This window comes from Thermoplasma sp., from assembly GCF_008709555.1.
In the GTDB taxonomy this organism is placed as follows: domain Archaea; phylum Thermoplasmatota; class Thermoplasmata; order Thermoplasmatales; family Thermoplasmataceae; genus Thermoplasma.
Window position 1 is genome coordinate 5208 of record NZ_VYIJ01000028.1, and the last position, 4308, is coordinate 9515.

Sequence of the window (4308 nt, forward strand, 5' to 3'; positions counted from 1 at the left end):
ATAGCTGTCCAGCACGATTCCGTGGGGGCTCACCACGACGAAGGTGTCCGAATCGTCTCCGGCCGTGTACCTCGCTATGGCATCGTACATGGCCTGGTCCTCCCGCGTCTCCCTATCAATTATCTCATCGCCGTGTGGGATAACATAGATCCTGTTCAGCATGGTTCAGACATGCGCGGTCGTTTAAAAAATATTTCATCGGATCGATCTTCGACCCTACTCAGCCGTTCAGATATCCCTGCTCTGCCGAGTGTTCACGGAGGCACGCGACTGCCTAGATCGGACCTGGTATTTCTATCAGAACAAACTTTTTTTATACCATATGGGCGTATCATTGATTAGAACGGTTATGGCGAGAGTCGGAAGGGCGGTAAGATGGGCTGCGATAGCCGTTGTCATTGTTCTGGCTGCAGCTGGTTCGCTCTACGCTCTCTACAGATCGCAGGAATCTGTTATGAGGTTTGACGGTGTTTACCATTTTGCATCCATGGAGATCATGGAGAAAGGCTTCAATGTTTCCGGCTATTTTGGCTGCTTCCATGTGATCGAACATTCCAGCATAATCGCCACATCCGATTTCGCAATCGTGATAATTTCATATAGCCATGCGGGCCTGTTTTTATCCGAACTTAGGGAGAATTTCACAACTGGAAACGTGCAGCTAATCGCGATGAACAACAGCTACGGTCTAAGAGCTCTCATAATGGTCGCTCCAAACCATCTGCTCTCCCCGAAGATCCTGGTGTATGGAGGCCACATATCCTCCGGCGAATATACAGTACTGTTGATCAATCCTCCGGGCTCGAACAACACGGTAACGATGGACATAGCCATATATTACTGATCCTGAGTTTTCGAGGCTGCTGCATCGATATATGCCTCTGGCATCAAGTATATCTTCCTGCCAAGACACCCAGATGCCCTTAAATATCAAGAATAAATTGATGAGCGATGAAGCCAAATATAGATTTCAACCGCCTGAAAACGTACGTGCAGGCAAACGGATCCTATTCACTGGTCGTGAAGGGGGACGAGGTTGAGGTTCACTTTTCACCAAACTTTCCCGAGGCCATACCCCACCTGCCGGATAACCTTCCCGTGGAGCATATAATGTACGGGAAGCTTGATGACGGGGTTGTTTACTTTTACAGGTTCGAGACCATAAGCAGCTTCGGTACAACCTACAACGATCTGACGGACGACGACCCAATAATGGAGTGGCTGAAGTACATCTGATCTAGGAGAAGGCGCTCATCAGTTCGTCGTTCGGAAAATGAATTGTCCGTGCTGCCTTTCCCTTCTTCGTTGTCATAACCTCTGCGGCATCCATCTCTGCGATGCCAACGGCCATGAAGTAGCCCTTTGAGCTCTTCACAAATACCATGTCGCCCTTTTTTATCCCGCCGTCCATTGAAACGATGCCTGGCGCGAAGAGATCGCTTCCGTTGAGTATGTGGGGCTCCGCACCTTCGTCAATGGCCACTACGTTCCTCGTCGGGTTCCTGTAGTTGAGAAGATAGACGCTGGGGATGAGGATGCCACCTGAATCGAAAACCATTGGCTTTCCTCCGATGTAATAGGCGGATGCCTGCTTCTGAACGGCCACCTCAAGGCTTTCCCCAGATATTTCTATTCCATATTGTGCCATTGCTTCCCATATCCTCTTCGCTTCCTTCTTTGTTATGAAATGCTTCGATGTCATGGTATATACGCCCTTATTTTCTTCAGGTTCTCCTCAACATTCTCAGACCTGGCTATTGCGCCCACATAGCCGGATATCTCTGTTCCAAGCTTCCTGTCATCCTCATCGAATATGTAGCCAACTGATGTGCCACCGACGCCTGCTGTGAATGCATAGAGTATTGATCTCTGAACGTGGTTCTTGGCCCTGTCCCTCATGCTTAGGACGGCGGACTGCACTCCACCAGATCGGTAGGCCTTTATGAGATCAGCCAGGAACTGCGAATCCTCGGACCACGCTTCGAACCCGATGCTGACCCCATTTTCAAGCTGGGATCTCGCGGAGATCATCTCGGAGAACGTCTTCGCATATCTGCCTATCTTTGCCTGCGATATGTCCTGGCCAAGGACAGGCCATACTATCTCCATGACCTTCACGAGGGACGGAGATTCCAGATATATCCCAGAACCGTATCTCCTTATGAATTCTGAGTACTCGCCTGACCCGTCTATAGCCGAAAGGAATGAATCTAAGCTGTCGTAGCATGCTGATCCTATGGCGTATTTCCCGGATTTAACCACCCTGGTCTTCCTGCCTGAGGTTATCAGATCGATCGCATGCCTGTCATCGATCTCACCCGCGAGGTACCTGTTCTTTATGGATGCATCGTCAGGCCCTGCGCATCTGAGGAAATCAGAATCCATACCGATGTCCTGATCGGGGGCCTTCATGAGCATGTGCTTCAGCAGGGAGAATCCTGTTCTGTACTTTGAATCTGAATGTACATCTATGGTTACAGAAGACATCACCGTTATGCGGATGGATGGATCCTGCACCCCCACCCTGATCTTTGAGCCTTCCCTTTCGAACCTTATGCCTTCCTCGTTCAGCACGTCCTCGATGAATTCTACTGGTGGAGGCGTGTTCCTGCATGAGGCGAGGTAATGGTTCCTGGATGAAAATATCCGTATGTTCCTGGACATGACAAGGTTGTAGAAGGCGAGCATCCTCCAGGTGTCGTTGTCCCAGTTCTGAACGCCTGCGAGGACTCGATCGTCGATGTTTCCACGCTTCACGTAGCTGAGGCTCCCATAAGGCGTCTTGAGGATACCCATCATTGGAATGTCGGATTCCATCGCTCGGTAGGTTTCTGATACCGCGGAGAGAAAGCTGTCCGAACCTGAGTATGAAAAATCGCCTTTTTCTGCCATCTTCCTGATCTTCTTCCTGTAGGATTCGATCGGACAGAAAAAGGAGGAATCAAGCAGATCTGGGACGAGATTATCCGGATGTTCAAAGAGATCCTGAAACCTCTTCTTTATCCTCGACTGTTCATCCCTTGACAGGCTCTTGATCTTCATTTCATTTTAGCTGCCTTATGGATTCGGCCTTGACCGTGACAGGTATGGGCACCATGCTCTCGACCAGCTGAACAGTTACCTCTTCCTTCACGGAATCTATGGATATTATCTTGGCCTTCTCTCCCTTGAATGGGCCCTCCACAAGTTCAACAAGGGATCCGAGCTCCAGACCGGATACTGCTGGCTTAGGCGTGAGATAATGCGCTATCTCTTCCAGGTCTATCTTGCCGGAAACCATGCCCTTGTATCCCCTGATATCCCTTGCCAGATATGATATCCGATCTGGATGCATGGTCTCCACGAATATGTAACCCTTGATCTCGTAAGGGGCCATTATGGCATAGACCTCGCTGGGGAGCTTCTTCCCATCTCCGGATCTGTCCTCCCTGTCCTTTTCTGCCCTGTTGTTCAGATCCACAGCAACCTGGATCTCTGAACCTACCGTTGTCTTCAGGGCCACGATCACGGGCTTTAGAACGATATCGATGGTCTTCGTGAACCTGTGCACACCGTCCTCCGAATCTATGGAGATGGTCATCGTCATCCTGTCGTCAGGAAACGCTCCCTTCGGTGCATTAATCGTTATGTCAACATTCTTCGACTTCAGCGGATCGATGTCCAGATCATCCTCGAACTTTCCCTGCCCGAGCAGCGAAACCTCGTTCTTCTTGCCTATGTTGAAGACGGACTTCCAGTCAACGGTGCTGTCGCTTTCCTCTATCCGGTAACCTATGGCGACCCTGAATTTTCTCTTCACGTTCTGTATATTCTTTATGCTGAATCTAAGGTTTATTGCCTCTCCAGCACCCGCAACTATATGATCGGGAACATCGAAAGATATCCATTCATATTCCTTGGCATTTTCCATGGATTTCACCTTAAGGTATCTTGAAGTATACGTCCATAAGCAGGTATATTATGAAGCCAACGCCTCCTATGATCAGGAGGCCAACGGCCGTTATGACCAGCACCTTTATGTATTCGTCCCTCGTTGGCTTTCTGGCCATGCGAAGGATCCTCGCATATTTTCCCTTCCCGATGCTGGAAAACCTTCTCTCCAGATTCTGCTGAATTTCCTCAGCCTTATCTTCAATCGACACCGAATCACCGAAACAAAACATTATAAAAAAAGGAAATTTAAAGGTATGGTCTGGGCAGATGCCAGCCAGTGTTCTAACTTGGAGGTGATCCATCCGCAGGTTCCCCTACGGATACCTTGTTACGACTTAACCCTCCTCACTGACATCAGATTCGAATCCATCCAGA

At 49.3% G+C, this 4308-nt stretch carries 6 protein-coding genes and 1 rRNA gene; 2 read left to right on the plus strand and 5 right to left on the minus strand.

Annotated features, from left to right (window positions below; translation table 11 throughout):
* The first annotated feature begins 334 nt into the window (after window positions 1–334).
* Together F6Q11_RS07165 and F6Q11_RS07170 are read left to right on the plus strand one after the other, a co-directional pair.
* Window positions 335–844: a hypothetical protein gene (locus F6Q11_RS07165; RefSeq protein WP_297027809.1), complete on the plus strand. Its 510-nt coding sequence runs from the start codon at window positions 335–337 to the stop codon at window positions 842–844.
* 107 nt (window positions 845–951) lie between these two features.
* Complete coding sequence (locus F6Q11_RS07170; protein ID WP_297027813.1) at window positions 952–1236, plus strand: hypothetical protein; 285 nt, start codon at window positions 952–954, stop codon at window positions 1234–1236.
* Between the two features lies 1 nt (window position 1237).
* On the opposite strand, the gene F6Q11_RS07175 is transcribed toward F6Q11_RS07170, so the two are convergent.
* The 5 genes from F6Q11_RS07175 to F6Q11_RS07195 all read right to left on the minus strand — a co-directional run.
* The gene (locus F6Q11_RS07175; RefSeq protein ID WP_297027816.1) at window positions 1238–1702 is read right to left on the minus strand and encodes a DUF1947 domain-containing protein; all 465 of its coding nucleotides are present in this window, start codon (window positions 1700–1702) and stop codon (window positions 1238–1240) included.
* On the minus strand, window positions 1699–3042 hold the full coding sequence (locus F6Q11_RS07180) for a hypothetical protein (RefSeq protein WP_297027818.1): 1344 nt from the start codon (window positions 3040–3042) through the stop codon (window positions 1699–1701). Before F6Q11_RS07180 ends, F6Q11_RS07175 begins: the two co-directional genes overlap by 4 nt.
* A 1-nt stretch (window position 3043) precedes the next feature.
* Entirely contained in the window at window positions 3044–3910 is an 867-nt protein-coding gene (locus tag F6Q11_RS07185; RefSeq protein WP_297027821.1) for a transcription elongation factor Spt5, read from the minus strand.
* Window positions 3911–3920: 10 nt separating this feature from the next.
* Window positions 3921–4142 carry a protein translocase SEC61 complex subunit gamma gene (locus tag F6Q11_RS07190; RefSeq protein ID WP_297027825.1) on the minus strand — a complete coding sequence of 74 codons (222 nt, stop codon included), beginning with the start codon at window positions 4140–4142 and terminating at the stop codon, window positions 3921–3923.
* A gap of 79 nt (window positions 4143–4221) precedes the next feature.
* A 16S ribosomal RNA gene (locus F6Q11_RS07195) occupies window positions 4222–4308 on the minus strand; the annotation flags it as partial.

Coding starts and splice junctions, on each gene's coding strand:
- F6Q11_RS07175 (WP_297027816.1), bottom strand. CDS start 1,702: ATGACATCGAAGCATTTCATAACAAAGAAGGAAGCGAAGAGGATATGG.
- F6Q11_RS07170 (WP_297027813.1), top strand. CDS start 952: ATGAAGCCAAATATAGATTTCAACCGCCTGAAAACGTACGTGCAGGCA.
- F6Q11_RS07180 (WP_297027818.1), bottom strand. CDS start 3,042: ATGAAGATCAAGAGCCTGTCAAGGGATGAACAGTCGAGGATAAAGAAG.
- F6Q11_RS07185 (WP_297027821.1), bottom strand. CDS start 3,910: ATGGAAAATGCCAAGGAATATGAATGGATATCTTTCGATGTTCCCGAT.